Source organism: Mycobacterium sp. MS1601 (assembly GCF_001984215.1).
Lineage (GTDB): Bacteria > Actinomycetota > Actinomycetes > Mycobacteriales > Mycobacteriaceae > Mycobacterium.
The window spans coordinates 4,204,330-4,221,333 of the sequence record NZ_CP019420.1 but is presented as its reverse complement, the minus strand read 5'-3'; the positions used below and the strand labels follow the sequence as shown (position 1 = coordinate 4,221,333).

The 17,004-nt window shown below is 64.6% G+C and carries 13 protein-coding genes and 1 tRNA gene; 5 read left to right on the top strand and 9 right to left on the bottom strand.

Annotated features, from left to right (window positions below):
• Positions 1-5: 5 nt before the first annotated feature.
• The 7 genes from BVC93_RS20500 to BVC93_RS20470 all read right to left on the bottom strand — a co-directional run bounded on the left by BVC93_RS20500 (position 6) and on the right by BVC93_RS20470 (position 10,522).
• Positions 6-911 (bottom strand): LysR family transcriptional regulator, encoded by a 906-nt coding sequence (locus BVC93_RS20500; protein ID WP_192860050.1) that lies wholly within the window; start codon positions 909-911, stop codon positions 6-8.
• Positions 912-970: 59 nt separating this feature from the next.
• Positions 971-1,678: an alpha/beta fold hydrolase gene (locus BVC93_RS20495; protein ID WP_236950041.1), complete on the bottom strand. Its 708-nt coding sequence runs from the start codon at positions 1,676-1,678 to the stop codon at positions 971-973.
• Positions 1,679-1,803: 125 nt separating this feature from the next.
• Positions 1,804-3,822: a cytochrome c oxidase assembly protein gene (locus BVC93_RS20490; RefSeq protein WP_083739071.1), complete on the bottom strand. Its 2,019-nt coding sequence runs from the start codon at positions 3,820-3,822 to the stop codon at positions 1,804-1,806.
• Positions 3,823-3,842: 20 nt separating this feature from the next.
• Entirely contained in the window at positions 3,843-6,191 is a 2,349-nt protein-coding gene (locus tag BVC93_RS20485) for a glycerol-3-phosphate 1-O-acyltransferase (protein WP_083739070.1), read from the bottom strand.
• Positions 6,188-7,720 (bottom strand): HAD-IB family hydrolase/lysophospholipid acyltransferase family protein, encoded by a 1,533-nt coding sequence (locus tag BVC93_RS20480; protein ID WP_083739069.1) that lies wholly within the window; start codon positions 7,718-7,720, stop codon positions 6,188-6,190. Before BVC93_RS20480 ends, BVC93_RS20485 begins: the two co-directional genes overlap by 4 nt.
• A complete protein-coding gene (locus tag BVC93_RS20475; protein ID WP_083739068.1) occupies positions 7,717-9,150 on the bottom strand; it encodes a wax ester/triacylglycerol synthase family O-acyltransferase in 1,434 nt (477 codons plus the stop codon). The genes BVC93_RS20480 and BVC93_RS20475 overlap by 4 nt, the downstream gene beginning before the upstream one ends.
• A 139-nt stretch (positions 9,151-9,289) precedes the next feature.
• Positions 9,290-10,522: an alpha/beta hydrolase gene (locus tag BVC93_RS20470; RefSeq protein ID WP_083739067.1), complete on the bottom strand. Its 1,233-nt coding sequence runs from the start codon at positions 10,520-10,522 to the stop codon at positions 9,290-9,292.
• Between the two features lie 617 nt (positions 10,523-11,139).
• Between BVC93_RS20470 and BVC93_RS20465 the strand changes: the two genes are divergently transcribed.
• The 3 genes from BVC93_RS20465 (at position 11,140) to BVC93_RS20455 (ending at position 13,070) form a co-directional block, all read left to right on the top strand.
• Positions 11,140-11,409, top strand: coding sequence for an acyl carrier protein (locus tag BVC93_RS20465; protein WP_083739066.1), 270 nt, complete (start codon positions 11,140-11,142; stop codon positions 11,407-11,409).
• Entirely contained in the window at positions 11,406-12,947 is a 1,542-nt protein-coding gene (gene mbtM, locus BVC93_RS20460; RefSeq protein ID WP_083739065.1) for a long-chain-fatty acid--ACP ligase MbtM, read from the top strand. Before BVC93_RS20465 ends, mbtM begins: the two co-directional genes overlap by 4 nt.
• Before the next feature lie 50 nt (positions 12,948-12,997).
• A tRNA-Arg gene (locus tag BVC93_RS20455) sits at positions 12,998-13,070 on the top strand.
• Between the two features lie 4 nt (positions 13,071-13,074).
• Here BVC93_RS20455 and BVC93_RS20450 read toward each other — a convergent pair.
• Entirely contained in the window at positions 13,075-14,310 is a 1,236-nt protein-coding gene (locus BVC93_RS20450; RefSeq protein ID WP_083739064.1) for a site-specific integrase, read from the bottom strand.
• Between the two features lie 73 nt (positions 14,311-14,383).
• Positions 14,384-14,590, bottom strand: a complete 207-nt coding sequence (locus tag BVC93_RS20445; RefSeq protein WP_083741193.1) for a helix-turn-helix transcriptional regulator — start codon at positions 14,588-14,590, stop codon at positions 14,384-14,386.
• Positions 14,591-15,070: 480 nt separating this feature from the next.
• Here BVC93_RS20445 and BVC93_RS20435 point away from each other — a divergent pair, with 480 nt between their 5' ends.
• Positions 15,071-15,895: a hypothetical protein gene (locus tag BVC93_RS20435; protein WP_157517009.1), complete on the top strand. Its 825-nt coding sequence runs from the start codon at positions 15,071-15,073 to the stop codon at positions 15,893-15,895.
• Positions 15,896-16,154: 259 nt separating this feature from the next.
• Positions 16,155-16,904 (top strand): HEPN domain-containing protein, encoded by a 750-nt coding sequence (locus BVC93_RS20430; protein ID WP_157517008.1) that lies wholly within the window; start codon positions 16,155-16,157, stop codon positions 16,902-16,904.
• The last annotated feature ends 100 nt before the right edge of the window (positions 16,905-17,004 follow it).

The window sequence follows — 17,004 nt, the reverse complement described above, 5'->3', positions numbered from 1 at the left end:
CGGGTTCAGGCGGACACCGCTTGCGCGGTGACGCTGGTGTCCTTCCACAGATCGAAGAAGGCCCGCAAGGGCGCCGGGACAGCGACATCGTTGCGCCACACCAGAACCTTTTCGAAGACGATGGACGGAGTGACGGGTCGAACGGTCAGGTGCGTACTTTGCAGGGCCGGGTCCGATCCGGCTACCAACGCGACGCCGAGCCCCTGTTCGGCGAAGGCCAGTTGTAGGCGCGCATCGTTGGCGGCGTAGTGCACGTGCACCGTCGCACCGCTTTCTGCTGCGACGGTGTCGATCCGGGCACGCAGGGCGCTGGTTCTCGGGTAGGTGATCGCCGAATGCCCGGCCACTGCGGCGATTGTCACCACCTCGCCGTCGAGATCAGCGAACACCGCAGGGTCGAAGACGGCGACGATCTGTTCGGTGAACATCGGCGCTGCGCTGATTGTCGCGGGCAGCTGCTCCGGCGGCATGGCAATGACGGCTGCGTGCAGACTTCCCTGCAACACCATCTCCAGCAGGGGTGCGCTGGTGGTCTCGGTGACATCGATATCGATCCCGGGGAACTTCTGGCGCAACGCACCCAACAGTGTGGGAATGGTGGTGTGCTCGACCCCACCGCCGGTGCCGATCCTCAGCTCACCACGCAGCAACCCTGTGCGGGCCGAGAATTCGGCCCTCGCGTCATGGACCGCTCGCAGACATTCACGCGCGTACGGGAGCAACAATCGACCACCGTCGGTAAGCGTCACGACCCGCTGCCCGCGGTCGAACAGGGGCTCTCCGAGTTCGCGTTCCAATGCCTGCATCTGGGCACTGATGGTGGGTTGGGTGACAAAGCAGCGCTGCGCGGCACGCGTGAAGGACCGCTCCTCGGCAACGGCGAGGAAGTACTCGAGGCTGCGCAGATCCATGACGTACAGCATGCCGTACCGGTACACCCACCGGCTTGTTCACCGGATGCGAGCGCTCGTCACGCTACCGCGGCAATGACCTCTTCGATGAGATCCACCACCATCTTCGGTTGTGACAGCATCACCAGATGTGAGGAGTCGATTTCACGCACTGTGGCCCCGGCCCGGCCATATCCGAAACGCTGGACATCCGGATTGATCGCCTTGTCCGCAGTACACACCACCGCCCAGGCCGGCTTGTCGCGCCAGGCTGCCTCGGTGGCCTTCTCGGTGAACGCGGCTGCGGAAAGAGGGCGCTGTGATGCGGCGAGAACCTCGGCCAGCGCGGGGTCCACATCGGCAGCCACCACCGCGGGAAACATCGACGGCACCACGCTGACGTCGATACCGCCGATGCCGCCCGAAGTGGCCGGATACGGCGTCTGCAGCAAAGCCGCGGGTAGCTCCGAGTCGGGAAACTGGCCCTGCAGTTCGGCCAGACTCTCCCCTTCGGTGAGGGCATAGCCGGCCAGGTACACCAACGCAACGACGTTGGCTGCCGCGCCGGCCACGGTGATCACCGCTCCGCCGTAGGAGTGACCCACCAGGACCACCGGCCCCTCGATCGAGTTGATGGCGGCGCGCACCATCGCCGCGTCACCGAGCAGACTGCGGTTGGGTACTGCGACTGCCACCACCGGGGTCGCCGCGTCCAACAGTGCCCGAGTGACCGGTTGGTAGGACGAGGCATCGGCGAATGCACCATGGACAAGGACAACAGTCGGCACCGGCATGAGAACCTCTCGGCTTGCGAATCAGCATCTTTCGCGTGGAACGATCCCGCACTGCTCGTGCGCGGTCCAATCGGAAATCCCGATCACCTCATAGAGCACTTCGATCCGCCGCGGGTCGACTACGGCGAGGTGTCTCGACGCTTCTCCTGATCCGACAGCACCTTCAGCATGTTGTTGTAGGCCGCCAGGTCGGCGTCCTCGTCTCGGTCGGCGGCGCGGTCGATCCGCTTGGCCGTCCGACGGTCGCTGCGGGTCCACTGGATCAGCAGCGCCAGCATCACCACCACCAGCGGCACCTCACCCGCCGACCAGGCGATGCCACCGCCCAGCTTCTGATCGGCGAGCAGGTCGGTCTGCCACGGCAGCTGCAGCGAGCGGTAGAAGGACTCCCCGAGCACGGTGTTCATCCCCATCAGGACCACCCCGAAGAAGGCGTGCAGGGGCAGGGAGCCGAACACCATGGCCAGCTTGCCCAGATGAGGGATGGGACGCGGCGTCGGGTCGATCCCGATGACCACCCAGTAGAAGACGTAGCCCGACAGCAGGAAGTGCACGTTCATGGCGACGTGGCCGGCGTGGCTGCCGGCCACGGCGTCGAAGATGCCGCCGAAGTACAGCCCGTAGAAGCCGCCGACGAACAAGGCGGTTGCCACCAATGGGTTGGTGATCAGCCGCGAGAACCTGCTGTGCAGTGCGGCGAGCAGCCACTCCCGGGGACCGGGGGGCTGTCCCTTGCCTGCCGTCGGAAGCGCACGCAACGCCAGGGTCATCGGCGCTCCCAACACCAGCAGGATGGGCACCAGCATCGACAGCAGCATGTGGGCGGACATGTGCACGCTGAACATGGCTGGCATGTAGCGCCCCACGCCGGACGAGGTGGCGATCAGCAGCGTCAGGCAGCCCAGCAGGAACCCCACCGTGCGGCCCACGGGCCAGGCGTCGCCGCGGCGGCGCAGTCGTCGTACCCCGAACAGGTACACCAGGGCCATCACCACTGCGGCTGTGCCCAGTAGCAGATCGAAGCGCCAGTCGAACAGCAAACGCGACACCGTGGGCGGGCCGCTCAGGTTGTAGCCGAGTTCCACTTCCGTGGCCGACGGGTTGAGCACCCGCGGCGGCGGCGGCGGTGTGCGTCCCAGGGCAACGGCAACACCGAATGTGACGCCGAAGATGACGGCCTCGGTCAGGGCAAGGCGGATCAGGGGACGCCGCGCGGCGGGATCGGCCTGCAGTGCGGCCACCCCGAGGCGGCGCTGCTGCCAACCCAGCAGGCCCAGCACCACCAGAGCCACCAGCTTGGCCAGGATCAGCAGACCGTACCGCGTGTCGAAGAGGTCACTGGGGAACATCCGGACCAGCGCATTGATGACACCCGAGATACCCATCGCGACAAAACACCACAGCGCCACCGCGGAGAAGCGCCGCGCGGCCACGTCGGCGTGCGCGCCACGTCGCAAAGCATGCGCCAGCAGCGCCAACAGGCCGCCGGCCCACAGCGACGCGGCGACCAGGTGGATCAGCAGGCTGTTGGTGGCGACGTCGTGCGAACCGCCCGACGACGAATGCCCGGTCAACCCCAGCGGAACCAGGGTGACCAGGGCGGCGGCCGTCAGCACCGGGGTCCAGGCCCAGCGCAGCACCGGGATACTGGCCAGCGTGACCGCCGCCGCCAGAATGGCCGTCCACCGCCAGGCCCCCGCTGTCTCCACCAGATCGGCCAATGACCACATGGTCACCGGGTTCAGGTGGTCACGCAGTGGCTGTCCGGACACGTCGGAGATGGTCAGCGGCACCAAGAGTGCCGCGCACACCGTCCACACCCCGGCGGCGACACTGCCGGTCCGCATCGCCCGGTAACCGGACGCATCCAGCACGCCAGAAGTTTGGGGTGGCACGAAGAACGCCGCGAACAGGAACGATCCGATGGCGACGACGGCGGCGATCTCACCGACCGCACGGACAAAGGGCAGGCCCATCGTGGTGACGGGGCCGGGGTCGGGCAGTCCGGTGGCGGTCAGAGCGTCGGTGAGCGACAACGCGGCCAGTCCGGCAGCGGTGAATCCCGCCAGCAGCGCCACCCCGATCAGGATCGGCCACACCGGCGACCGGGTTGTCGTGCCGGAAACAGCTGCGTTCACCTGTCCAGGGTAGCGACCTACTACAACGAGTCGGACTTCGTCCGGGACCGACGCTCCCGCTCGACGAATTGCTCGCGAGAGATCCTGTCGATGCGGTCCATATCGGCCAGCACCCCGCGCAGCTCCTGCAGGAACGACACCCGTCTGGCGGCCAGATCGGGCGCCTCCGTCAGCAGCCCCTGATCGGCGACCACCTGCCGGGCGGTCGCGAACAGCAGTGCCGACACCGATTCGGTGGTCCGCACCCGATGCTGCGCCGCGTACTGCGCACCCACGCCCAGCGCTTTCTCGGTGAGCTCCTTGCTGTCGATCTCCGGCGGAGCTCCGCGCAGCACGTCGGCGACGATCTCATAGGCCTCGAAGAAGGGACGCAACATCGCATGCGCCATCAGGGGACGCTTGTCGTAGAGGAGTTGGGAGATCTCCTCGCCGCCCGCGGCCACGTGGGCCTCCCAGTCCTGGTGCCACGCCATCTCCTCGGCGACGTTGGCCCGAAACGCCGCGGTGTCGGCGAAGTAGAAGTCGAACTTGAGCAGTGCACGCAGGCGCAGGGCCTGCCACCAGAACGCCTCCAGCCGGTCACTGTCGGCGCGGCTGGCATAGGCCAGGGCCAGTTCGACGATCGAGGTCTCGAGGAACGCGTGGATCAAGGTATTCCGGTAGAAGGCACCCTCGTGCTGGTGCTCGGGCGCGATGCGCCACACCGGTTCTCTGCCACCGTCCACCCGGGTGATCGGATGCCCACCCGAGAGCGCATCCAGGGCCGACCGTACCCCGTCGGGAGTCCGCAGCCGTACTGCGCTGTCGGTGACCGGGGTCTGCTTGCGCTCCAGGTAGTCCAGCGAGTCCTGCACGGTGTGGTGCACCTGGTTGAGGGTCAGCGCAATTCCGTTGGTGGTCAACAACAGTCCCGCCACCAGTCCGGTGGCGTTGATCGGGGTGACGCGCAGGATGCGCCAGGCCACCTCGAATGCCATCTTCTGCATGGCCAGCCGCTTGCTGTTTTCGTCCAGCGCGCCTTCACTGTGGGGGATCCCGAGGTACTGGCGCATGGAGACCGCCTCCGGGAAGCGGACGTAGATCTTGCCGTAGTTGCGTTCCTTCTGCGCCTTGATGAAGTTGTAGAGCCAGCTGACGCCCTCGGGAGCCTTCTCGCCGCCGCGGGCGTAGGCGGCGTACTCCGCGATCTCGTGCAACTGGTCGAAACTGATGGACACCGGCTGCAGCAGAATGTCGTCACTGCGGCCTTCCAGATACGCGTCGGCGACGTAGGCCAGCAGACCCAGCTTGGGCGGCAACATCTTTCCGGTGCGTGAGCGGGTGCCCTCGATGGACCAGCTGAGGTTGAATCGCTTCTCGACGATGTAGCCCACGAATTCGCGCAGCACATACTTGTACAGCGGGTCATCGAGCTTGCGGCGGATGAAGATCACTCCGGAGCGGCGCAGCAGCGGACCCATGGGCCAGAACGACATGTTGATGCCGGCGAAGAGGTTGACCCGCGGCAGCCGGTTCTCCTGTAGTGCCACCGTCAGCACCGCGCTGTCGAGGTTGGACCGGTGTGACCACAGCATCACGGCGGGATGGGTTTCCAGCGCGTGCCGCATCACTTCGACCTGCTCGGCGTCGTAGTCGATGTGGGGGTCGAAACCGCGGCTGTAGAGGAACTTGGAGAAGTTGGGAATCAGGTCGACGGAGAATCGGCTCCAGCCGGTGGCCAGCTCGTCGAGGATCTCACCGGCCTCGTCGACGCCGGCACCGGGGATCTGGTCGAGACCGGCACGGAACCGGGCCGAGGCCAGCATCTCCGGTTTCACCAGCCGCGGCGACTTGTATTCCGGTCCCAGTAGCCGGTATTCGATGCGCTCGATCGCCAAGCTGGCGCGGCGCAACACGAACCGGGCGAAATCGCGCGGGCTCTCACCGACGGTGGTGTCCTGATACTGCTGACGCAGCTCCGAGACCTTCGCGGGCTCACCGGCCACCACCTGTGCCCTCGACCGATCACGACGAAGGATGCGGCGTTGCAACAACTCCGGAGGCCGGTAGGTGTCGCGACCGGACAACAGCCCGACCACCTTCACGCGCGTGGGCAGCCCGCCGGGAGGCCAGAACACCCGTACCGGCACCACCGAGCGGTCGTCACCGTCGGAGAGTTCGTTGACCAGCTTGGCGATCACCCCCGGGGGTGGTTCCTCGTCCTCCCCGGGCAACTGCACTACCGCCACGTCCAGCTCGGGATGGCGGGTGCGTTGCTGGCGGATCCAGTCATCGAGCATGTCACGTTCGGCCGCCGAGGACACCGCTGCCAGGATCAGCGAGTCGTCGGTGATCTCCACGGCCGGGATGTCCCGGGACGCCGAGCTCACGGCCGGTCCTTCTTCGGCGCGGCCCTTCGGGGGGCCTTCTTGGGTGGGCTGTGCAGATACGGTGCCGCCGTGGGCAACTGGTCGTCGGGCCAGTTCTTGAGCGTGTCGAGGTAGAGCTGACGCACTTCGGCGATGCGTTCTTCGATGTTCTCCGGCGTCCAGTCGGACACCGAGATGGGCGGAAACACCGCGACGTCCACGGTGCCCGGGTTCATCACCGACGAGTCGCGTGCGGCGATCACCTCGGCGTTGCGGATCACCACCGGCACCACCGGAATCCCGGCTGCCATCGCGATACGGAACGGGCCCTTCTTGAACGGGCCCACTTCGTGGGTGTCCAGTCGGGTGCCCTCAGGTGCGATCACGATGGACAGCCCGTTGCGGGCGGCCTCTTCTACCTTGTGCAGCGACTCGACAGCGGACTTCGCGTCGTCGCGGTCGATGAACACGGCATCGATGAGCCTGCCCAAGTTGCCCACCAGGGGGTCGTTCTCGAGTTCCTTCTTGGCCACGCCCGTGAAGTTGTCGCGCACCAGTGAACAGGTGATCACCGGGTCGAAGTTGTTGCGGTGATTGAAGATGAACACCGCCGGCCGCTGCGCGGTGAGGTTTTCCCGGCCCAGGACGTCGAGCCGGACACCGCTGGCCGCCAGCAGCGTCTGCGTCCAGTTGGTGGTGAAGAAGTTCACCCCGCGGCGCCGACTCCGGGTCAGCAGACCCCAGCCGAGCGCTCCGTAGCCCACCGGCAGTATCGCCCCCACACCGGCCAACGTGCGCACAACGCCGCCCAGGCTGCTGCCGCCGCGGCTGGAGAAACTGAGGATGGGCCAACCCCGTTGCCGTGCAACGGCAGCCATCTTGCCTTCGGGGTTGGTGGGCCGCGGATTGCCCACCAGATACATGAGTGCGACATCCTCGTCGCCGTCGGCGTAGAAGTAGCTGTCCTTGAGGTCGATGTCGTGTTCGGCGGCGAATTTCTGCACGGCATTGGCCTTGCCCGGGCCCCACAGGATCGGTTCCACGATGGTGCCGGTGACCACCCCGTCGTCGTCGACGACGAACTGGTTGGTCAAGGTGTTGGGGATGCCGAGGAATCGGGCCACCGGCTCCACCTGGATGGTGAGCGCCGACGAGCTCAGGCACACGGTGTGTCCGCGTTCGAGGTGCGCACGCACCAGTTCCCGCATCTCCGGGTAGATCCGGGATTCGATCTTCTGCCGGAACAGCCGCTCCCCCAGTTGATCCAGATCCGACAGCGAGCGACCCCGCATCGCCTTGGACGCGGCGGTGATCAGGTTCTCGAACTCGCGACGCCCCAGCTTGTGGTTCAGGCCGGCCTGGATCATCCCGAAGAAGTCGGCGACCCCGAGCTGGCGGGACAGGAACTGCTCCTGGGTGAGGATGACGCCGGTGAAGCCGGCGACCAGGGTGCCGTCCAGGTCGAAGAATGCGCCGATGTGCGGGCCTCGAGGGCTGGCCTTGACCTCGGCGACCGACCCGGGCAGCCGCATGTCACGTGGGCCGGTCATGCCTGCTCCTCCAGATCAAAGGACGCCGGCGTCGCGACCGGCGCCGGATCGCCTGCCAGGGCGAGCACTTCGTCGAATCCCTGCTTCAGGCACCGGGCGAACAACACCTCGTCGGTGATCGACGCCCGGTCATAACGTGCCGAGACGGTGCACCAGCCACTGCGCGACACCAGCACCACCATCATCGCCACCCCGGGTAGCGGACCAAGCCCGTACTGCCGCAACACTTTTGCTCCGGCGATGAACGTGTCCCCCTGGAACACCGGGACATTGCTGGCCTGGACATCCGAGGCGATCACCGAACTGGTCAGCGATTCCAGCACAGCGTCGGGCAGCAGCGAGAGCACCGGAGCCAGTGAGCCGATCACGTCGATGGCGGCCTCCTCTTTGCGGTGGGCCATCTGGATGCGGATCTTGCGGATGCGTTCGGCCGGGTCGGTGGTGCCCACCGGGGCAGCGAGGTTGACGCCGGTGAATCGGTTGCCGCCCGCGGGGTCCGATTCGGCGCGCAAGTTCACCGGGATGGCCATCGGCAGCGTGGTGATCGGGACGCCGAGCGCCTGGTGGTAGAGCCGCAGCGCCGCACACAGCCCAGCCAGATACGCGTCGTTGATGGAGCCTTCTGCGGCCTTGGCAGCACGATGCAGGTCGGACAGTTTGATGTCGACGGCCTCGGTGCGACTGGCCAGGCTGCGCCGGCGCAGCAGCGGTGACGGTGCGGCGGCCTGCCGCGTCGCCCGCCTGCTCGCCGAGGCGAACTCCAGCACACCGGAGAACGCGGACCCAGGATCTCCGACCACCTTGCCGACGGCCCCGACCGCCCCGGCCACCGCGTCCCGCACACCACCGGCGAGCGTGAACGGCAGCGCGTTGAGGCCCTGTCGCATGAGGTCATTGGACGACAGGTCCTGCGGGATGGGCAGCGGTGGCGCCGGCTGCGCCTCGGGTTCACGTTCCAGGTCGTAGATCTGGGCGAACATCTCGACCCCGCCCACACCGTCGGTGACCGCGTGACTCAGGTGCAGCAGTTGGGCAGCGCGGCCGTCGGGCAACCCCTCGATGAGCGTCGCGCTCCACAGCGGGCGGGAGATGTCCAGTGGCGACTGCTGGATGATCTCGGCCAGGTCGAAGACCTGGCGCAGCGTCCCCGGTTCGGGGATGCGCACCCGTCGCACGTGGAAGTCGAGATTGAAGTCCGGGTCCACCACCCAGCGCGGCGCCGCCGTGGGCAGTGTCGGCATCACTACCTTCTGACGCAGCCGCAGGATGGTGCGCGACGCGTATTCGAAGTTCGTGCGATACCGCTCCCAGTCCGGCGTGGTGTCCAACAGCTCCAGGGCCATGATTCCCGAGCGGGTTCGGGGGTTGGCCTCGCCGCGATGCAGCAACTGATCCACCGCACCGAGTTCATCGGACAATCCGCTCGTCACACAGTTCTCCCGTCACACCCGCCTGTATTGCCAGCACCACGCTAGTCGGCCCGCACCACCGGCGGGAGCCGATTGTGTGGATCACGAGGTGGGCGCTGAAACCGCGTGTCAGGGCCATGAATTCGTGGCCTGACCCAGGTCAGCTGGTAGCGCGCATCCGGACGTCACCGCCGGCCAGTTGCAGATGCTTGCCGTAGGTGATGCCGAGGAACTGCGCCACGGCATCAGCCGTCAGCTGCGAGCGAACGGTGGCCAGGTGGTCGAAGGCGTGATGGGCGTTGGGCAGTTCGGCGAACCCCACCACGTCGGCACCGGCTCCACGCAGGGCCGCCACGAAATCACGGGCCTGGGCGTGTGGGATCACCGCGTCGTTGCGACCGTGTACGACGAAGAACGGCGGCGCGTCGGGCCGGACGTGATAGATCGGTGACGCGGCTTCGTAGCGCGCCCGGTCCTCGGCGAGGCTGGCCCGCATGACGAACTGCTCGAGGTAGGGCACCATGAGCGGCGTCATGGTGGCGGTGTTGGTCAGGTCGTAGGCCCCGTAGTACGGCACCGCGGCCTGGACGCTGGTGTCGGCCTTCTCGAAGCCGGGTTGCAGCGTGGGATCTCCCGCGGTCAGTGCCGCCAGAGCGGCCAGGTGCCCACCGGCCGAACCCCCCGTGACGGCGATGTAGTCGGGGTCGCCGCCGTAGTCGGCGATGTGGTCCCGCACCCAGGCAATGGCCCGCTTGACGTCGATGATGTGCGACGGGAACGCCCGGCCCGGACTGCGGCTGTAGTTGATGGAGACACAGATCCAGCCCAGCGACACCAGCCGACTCATCAGCGGGTACGCCTGGCCGCGTTTCTCGCTGAGTGCCCATGCCCCGCCGGGGATCTGCACCAGCACCGGCGCCGGACGGTCGGTGGGCAGTTCGGGCAGTCGCCAGATGTCGAGCAGGTGGTCGCGGCCGGCGTCGCCGTAGGAGATGTTGGTGGTGTCCTTGGCGTAGCGGCGGCGGTGCTGGGTGGCCTGCCAGAAGCCGGACAGGCCGGGCCGATGGGCCTGGAATTCCAGGGGATGCACCACCTGGTCGTCGCGCTCCCCGAACGTCTCGGTCAACGCACCGTCGAGCACGGAGTCCGCGCGCTGCGAGGCCAGGGTGCAGCTGATTCTGTCCAACGGAGTTCCCCGGACGGCGGACAGGGCGTGGCCTGCGACGGCTCCGGCAGCGAACTCCGCGCTGACCCAGCCGGCCAGCCAGGCGGCCAACGATGGGCAGCTACGAGCGAACAGCGCTCCGGCCCGGTAGGCCCGGGGGTCGGCGGCCAGTCGCAATGCCTGAGCTCCCGCCGCCGAGGCGCGGGCCATGTCCATCGTGATGCTCATCCACGTGCACCTTCGCAGTCGCATTCGGGCGCCTTCACCCGCCGCGACCTGGAGCCTGCGAGCTCCGACTGTGCCGCGGGTCACAACGGTAGGTCATTTTGACTCCGCCGACAGGTGTTTCCTGGGCGAGTCTTTAGGCGACCTGCATATCCCCAGGTCCGTTGCCAAATCGTTATGTGCCGGGCGCCCGAAACGACTTCCTGTGAATTCATCAGTTGCGGCTGAACTCCGCAGGTCACATCCGACACGCCAGAGGGCGACACGCCGCGTTTGGCCATCTCGAAGGACACGCCGACGGGCGGTCCCGCCGCACCTCTCACCCGTTCTCGGCACACCGCCATCAGCCCCACATCGACCGAAGCAAGGTTTGCTACCCCAGTGTCGACCGCACCTGGGCTCACCATGCGCCAGATCATGCGGTGAGATTTGCGGCCTGCGCCCGCTGGGCCCACTCTGCGCCGCCCCACGCGGTGGTGCCACAACACGTTCTAGTTGCGGTGATTGCTTTCCCGTGAGACATCGGCGGATGTCAGAGTCACCGAAAGAGTGTTCCCGACAAGGGATCTGCCGGACGTAGGCCTGACGACGGCAGTGCGGCGGGAGTACCGTCCCGCCTCATGGAGCCGTCATCACGACCAACCATCAGCGCAGAGCTCACCGAAATTCTCTGCGAGGACCTGCGTATCGACGTTTCCCGGATCCGCCGGGAGTCTCGGCTGATCAGTGACGTCTGCCTGGATTGGATCGGCTTCGCCATCGCCGTGGTGGCCATCGAGGACAAGCTGCGGATTCACCTGAGCGAACAGGATCTTTTGAGTATCAACACCATCGGCGATCTCGACGACATCCTGCATGTGCAGCACCTGATCGAATCACTGTCGGCGTGAGCGCTCTGATCGAACAGGTGCGCTTGGCGATGACGTCGTCGCGTCACAGCCTGCACATCCTCGAGGCCGGCGATGCGTGGACGGCATATCCATGGGGTGAGATGTACGCGCGCGCCGAGAACTTCGCAGACACGGCCGCAGGTGCGGCAGCCGTCGCGTTGATCGGCGAACCCACAGCGGAACTGGTGGCAGGGATCTTCGGCAGTTGGCTCGCCGGGGCCAGTGTCGCGGTGTTACCGGGACCGGTCCGAGGCGCCGACACCACCGAGTGGGCGCATACCACCGCGCAGCGGTGTCGGAACATCGGCGCCACGAAGGTGTTCAGCCACGGCGCGAGATTGGCTGAGCTGCAGCCGTTTACCGCAGCGCACGATCTGTCTACGGTCGCCTCGGCTCGACGTTCGACCACGCTTCAACCCGCTTCATCGGCGCCACCGGCGATACTGCAAGGCACCGCCGGTTCCACCGGGTCGCCCAAGACCGCGCAACTGTCACACGACGCCGTGCTGGCCAACGTATCGGCCATCACCGCGCGGGTTGTCGTGGACGCCGAGGTGGACGTGGCGTGCTCGTGGTTGCCGCTCTACCACGACATGGGGTTGACGGTGCTGCTGGCCGCTGCGCTGTCGGGGATCCCTCTGTGGCAGGCACCCACGTCGGCGTTTTCGGCGATGCCCTTCCGCTGGCTGCAATGGCTACAGCACAGCGGCGCCACCGTCACCGCCGCACCGAACTTCGCCTACAACGTCATCGGCAAGTACGCCCACCGCCTACCCAACCTCGACCTGAGCCGAATTCGTTTCGCGCTCAACGGCGGTGAGCCCGTCGATTGTGCGGGTCTGTCACGCTTCACAGCGGAGATGGCACGCTTCGGGTTCGATGCCGGCGCCGTGTCACCGTCGTATGGCATGGCCGAATCCTGCTGTGCCGTGACCATTCCCGAGCCTGGACTAGGCCTGCGCGTCGATGGTGAGGTCCGCGATTTCGCGATACTGGGACAGCCCGTTGCCGGCATGGAGGTCCGACTCAGCGCCGTCGATGCCCCGGTGTCGGAGGCAACCGGTCGCGATGTCGGTGAAATCGAGGTCCGTGGCACCTCGATGATGGACGGCTACCTCGGCGATGCCCGCCGCGATCCAGCCGAGTGGTTTCCCACCGGTGATCTCGGCTACCTGACCGACGACGGCCTGGTGATCTGCGGACGGGCCAAGGAGTTGATCACAGTCGCGGGACGCAACGTGTTCCCCAGTGAGGTCGAACGGGTGGCCGGCCAGATTCCGGGTGTTCGTGAGGGCTGTGTCGTGGCCGTCGAGGCCGGCGGTCATGCGACTCGCCCCGGCTTGGTGATCGCCGCCGAGTTCCGCGGCGACCGCGAGGACGAGACCCGCATCCAGGTGATCCGCAAAGTGGCCGCCGAGTGCGGTGTCATGCCTGCTCAGGTGCTGTTTCTGACGCCTGGCTCACTGCCGCGCACCTCATCGGGCAAGCTTCGGCGACTCGAGGTCAAACGCTCCCTCGATGCGGGTGCGATACCGTGAGGCCACCCAACAAGAATTCCGCCGCCTGCAGTTACACTGTCCTGCGCGCTGCCTCCGTAGCTCAGTTGGATAGAGCAAGGGCCTTCTAATCCCTAGGTCGCAGGTTCGATTCCTGCCGGGGCGCTGGTCAGAGGTGGTATTTAGCCCTACTGAATAACGTCGGTCGGCGTTTATTCGGCGTTTGTAGCGGACCTGAGTTGTCGGTTATGGCCTTGTCCAGCAGATTCGCCACCTCGTTGTGGACCCGGCCGCGGCTCATATAGCGGTCCTGCGTCATCGAGACTTTGGCGTGGCCGAGGTGGTCGGCGCCGATGCGGGCCGATAGTCCGGCGTCGTCGATGAGCGTGGCGACGGTCTTGCGGAAGCTGTGCGAGCTTACGTCCGGGACGCCTAACTCGTCGCGCATTCTGCGCCACTGCCTGGCGAAGTTGTCGGGGTCGCGCAGTGTGCCGCTGGTGGACGGGAAGATGACCGATTGCTGCCCGAGGTACGGCAGCTTCCGGCGCTCGATGAGCATCGAAATCGCGAACGTGGGCAGCGGGATGACCCGTCGACCAGCGGCCGTCTTGGTTTCGTCGACCCGGACAAGGCCGTTGACCTTCTCGCGGATGAGTTTGCCGGAAACGGAGATGGTGCCGGCGTCCTCGTCGAAGTCGGTCCACTGAAGCGCCAGCAGTTCGGAGCGGCGGAGACCGGTCGCGATCAGCAGCGTGATCGGGTCAGTTAAATCGCGCTGTCGGCACGAGTCCGAGGTTCTCAGCTTGGCCAACAGGTCGCGCAGTTGGTTCGCGGTGAGCGCCTGGGCACCCTTGGGCTGTTCCTTGGACTTGATCGCCTGAACGTCGCGCACGGGGTTGGCGCCGAGGACGTTGTTGAGGACGGCGAGCTGGAGTGCTCCGCGGAGCAGGGTCCTGGATTGGCGAGCCATGACGGCCCCGTGAGCGGTGCGCATCGACCGCAGCGCCGCATCCAGTCTGGCGGCCGACGCCTCCCCCACTTTCACGCCGGCCATGAACTTGATCAGCTTGGTGGCGGTGTAGCGGTAGGTGTCGAGTGTGCGGGCTGAGCGACCGTCTTCGGCAAACCGTTCGATGTGTTGGTCCACCAAAGTCATGACCAAAGTTTCGAGGCCGATCGAGTCCGCTCCGGATGGCGGTCGACGGTCAGCGAGAGCCTCGATCAGCGCGTCCGCGGCGAGCTTGCCGTACTTGTCATATTCATCGGGTAGTCCAAGCCGTTGAACCTTGCGTGTGACACCATCGGTGTCACGGAATCGGCACTGCGCCAACCAGATGCCACCGCCAAGGTACTTGCGGGTGATCTTGCCGTGTTGGCCGATGCGCAACGACGGCCGGCCTGCCACGGCCTACTCCAGTCCTCGCGGGCGTGGCCATGCCCGCTTGAACTTTGAAACAGCGATCATCGACCCATCATACTCAGGCCGTGTCGCGCTTACCTTCGGCGAATTGCTTTCTTTCCCAGTCGATTACGTCGCTGAGCAGGTACCGGACGTGCCGCCCGAACTTCGCGTACCGCGGGCCAGTTCCTTTGGAGGCCCATTCGGCCGGGGTCTTCACCGGTAACCCATACCGGTCGGCGAGATCTTGGCGGGTCAGCCACTTGTCGTCGCGGTTCTCATCCATGGCGGTCACTTCCTTCTGGTCCGCCCCAAGTCGGGTAACTCAACTGTAAGTCGGCGCGAAGGCACTAGCTGCGGTGATTTTGGCGGATCTCGCTGTCGCTGAACTCGCACATTTGCACCTCGGCCACCGTCATCGCCAGGACTCCGAACCCATCCGAGCCGAAGGAGTCGTGTCCATTCCTAAACCAACTCATCCGTTCTAAGTTTCGATTTAGTCCTTCGCTTTCGTGTAGGACGCTCCCACCTCTCAGGCTGCGGGGTCACCCGCGATTCGCTGAAGCCACGTCGTGATCTAATGCCCATGGCAAGCATCATTCACCGGCCCAGTTAACGAAAGCGCCCAACGCTGAGGGCACTGCGAACGCCATGAAAAAGGTTAGATCTGCGTTTCGCAAGGCAAATCAGTCGGATTGTCGGACAGTGCCCGTAGCGTTTTCGGCGATGTACAGCATGTGGGCCAGCTGAGGGGAAAGGTGTCGAAGTGAATCCAGGCGCGGTGCCTGATTGGCTACAGATTGCCGAGGCTGTCGGTCAGGCCGTCGGAACCTTCGCAGTACTTATCGCCCTCGCGGCTCTCTGGTGGCAGCTCCGGAAAGATCGCCGAGATCGGGAGGCGGGTGAAGCTCAAGTAGTTGAGGACGCAAAGCGCCACGAGGCACAGATCGCAGCTCTGCGCCAAGCTGAGGACGATCGACTGGCCGCTCAAGCGCGCTGGATTGTGCCTACCGCATTCCGCTCCAGCGTAGTTAGCCAGACTTTATGGAGCCTCCGTATTGATAACTGGAGTCAGGGTGCAATATCTAATCTGCACGTAGAAATTATAATCGAGGACTCCGAGGGCAAGGAAGTCCCTCACGGATATCGGTTAGCAGACAAGGTCGCCATGGGTAAGCAAATGGGCGAAATTTTGATACCCGAAATCGCAAGCGTGTTTGAGCAGATGCAGGCGAGATACTCTCAATTCGTTGACTACATACGACTCAACGCAATGACTTTGGCCGAAAATCCGGAGCAGATGGCTGAACTAAACGCACAATTCAACTCCGGGATTCCGGAGTTTGCTTTCACACCTGAGCTCGGCGCGAAGCTGCAAGCCGACCTTAACTTCAGAATTCAAGCCCAACTGACGGACGAATGGGACAAATTCCTTTATCCGAATCGGTTCCTGGCAATGGCGATCGAAACTACTCGCCCTGACTACATACCGCATCTATATATCCGGTACGAAGATTCCAATCACTACGCGTGGGAGCGAACCGACACGACTGGACCGAAGCGTATCAGCGACATCGAATCTCAGAACTAGATAAATGGTGACGGCAACGTATAGGTTTCGCAACCGTATGACGGTTCGAAGGACTGGCAGGAAACTTAGCTTAGACCACTCGGAGTGGGTGCTATTTGACGAGCCGCCAAATAAAGTCTCACTTTCAGCTGGCTCAGAAGGTGAATCGATATCTGAGGCCGACACCCTGATTATTGGGGGTCGCGAGTATTCCAGCTTCGAATCTGCCATCTTAGCTGGCCGGCGGTGGCGCCAGATTATGGCAGTATACTTCGCGCGCGTGGGATTTTCGGTTGACCTCGGGGATGACCGCGAAGAATTATGCACTCCGCGTGAAGTGGATAGAATTGACTCCCGTACTCAACCCGGTTTCACAGACGAAACTATCATATATTGGGACAGAATTGGCCTATACGTGCTTCCCATAGACCCGTCTGCGATCTTCTACTACGGACAGGCTTACGGCCAGAAGTGGATAATGACGGGACAAGCAAAACGGCCCTTGCAGGCAATCGCACGCCACAACCAGAATCTGTGGAGCGATGAACTCAAGCTTGCATACGAATTATTCCATGCCTCATTGGCAGACGCGAATCCTGAAACAAAATTCATCCTCGCGGTCACATCGATCGAAGCGTTGATACCTCGACAGGAACGAATTCCCGAAATCGTGACAGTGCTAAATAGTCTGATAGACGTTGTAAATCGGCGCCGAGACGAATATGGCCGTGAGACCGCAAACTCGGTAAAGCAGCTGCTGCACAGCGATAAATCCAAGTCTATCCGCTCTATAGGCCTCCGTTTGGCGGACCGACTTTCGGACACATACGACGGCCTCCCGCCGCGCGCGTATTTTGACCACATATATAAGATTCGTAGCGAACTCGCGCATGGCGAGTTGCGCAATATCTGGCGACTGAGCCCAGACGCCCTTAATGACCAAATACGTGAACTGAACCGATTCGTCTTAGATATTTTGGCGGCGTGGACGCCGGAACACAGCACGCCCGCTCCCCAGATAGAGCGCTAGCCGGCCGGTACCGCAGCACCACCACATTCGTGACGCGCCTCGGCTCGGGACAACATTGCTTGCCCCATCGCGCCTCCAGTTACCAGAGACGTTCATCGTC

Coding starts and splice junctions, on each gene's coding strand:
- BVC93_RS20500 (WP_192860050.1), bottom strand. CDS start 911: ATGGATCTGCGCAGCCTCGAGTACTTCCTCGCCGTTGCCGAGGAGCGG.
- BVC93_RS20480 (WP_083739069.1), bottom strand. CDS start 7,720: ATGACCGGCCCACGTGACATGCGGCTGCCCGGGTCGGTCGCCGAGGTC.
- BVC93_RS20470 (WP_083739067.1), bottom strand. CDS start 10,522: ATGAGCATCACGATGGACATGGCCCGCGCCTCGGCGGCGGGAGCTCAG.
- BVC93_RS20465 (WP_083739066.1), top strand. CDS start 11,140: ATGGAGCCGTCATCACGACCAACCATCAGCGCAGAGCTCACCGAAATT.
- BVC93_RS20445 (WP_083741193.1), bottom strand. CDS start 14,590: ATGGATGAGAACCGCGACGACAAGTGGCTGACCCGCCAAGATCTCGCC.